The sequence below is a fragment of the Psychrobacter sp. PP-21 genome, assembly GCF_033790785.1.
Lineage (GTDB): Bacteria > Pseudomonadota > Gammaproteobacteria > Pseudomonadales > Moraxellaceae > Psychrobacter.
Genome location: NZ_JAMYEB010000084.1, coordinates 1 through 455, shown reverse-complemented (window position 1 = coordinate 455; position 455 = coordinate 1). Strand labels below are relative to the sequence as shown.

Below are 455 nucleotides of genomic sequence, written 5' to 3'. Positions count from 1 at the left end.
ATATTGGTGAAGGCCTCGCCGCCCAGCGCGCGGGTCCAGATCGCGGTTGCCGCAGCGAGATGCTCGGGCCGGTCGGCGAGGAATTCATGCAGGGAATCGCCGACCTTCGGCCGCTTGCCGTAGATGCGCTCATAAGCCTCGGCGCAAGCCGTGTTGATGGCGAGCCAGCGATAGTCGAGGTCGAGGGCCTGAATCTGCCCGTCGGTGGTTTCCACGATCGTGGCAAGCAGGTGCCGCTCGGCGGTCCGTTCGGTTACGCGCTGCTCGAGCGTGGCATTGAGCTCCCGGTAGCGCGCTTCGCTCGCCCGCAACTGCGTCTCGCCGAGAACACGCTCGGTGGTTTCGGAGACGATGCAGAGCACGCCGCCGACCGAGCCATCGTCGTCGGGTACGGCCGAGTAGGAGACGTCCCAGTAACTCGTCTCGCCATAGCCATGACGCTCGACGTAGAAGGG

1 protein-coding gene is annotated in these 455 nt (G+C 65.5%); it reads right to left on the bottom strand.

Annotated elements, in window-relative coordinates:
* A partial coding sequence (locus tag NJD71_RS13660; protein WP_319052442.1) for a hypothetical protein occupies positions 1-455 on the bottom strand: 455 nt, incomplete at both ends.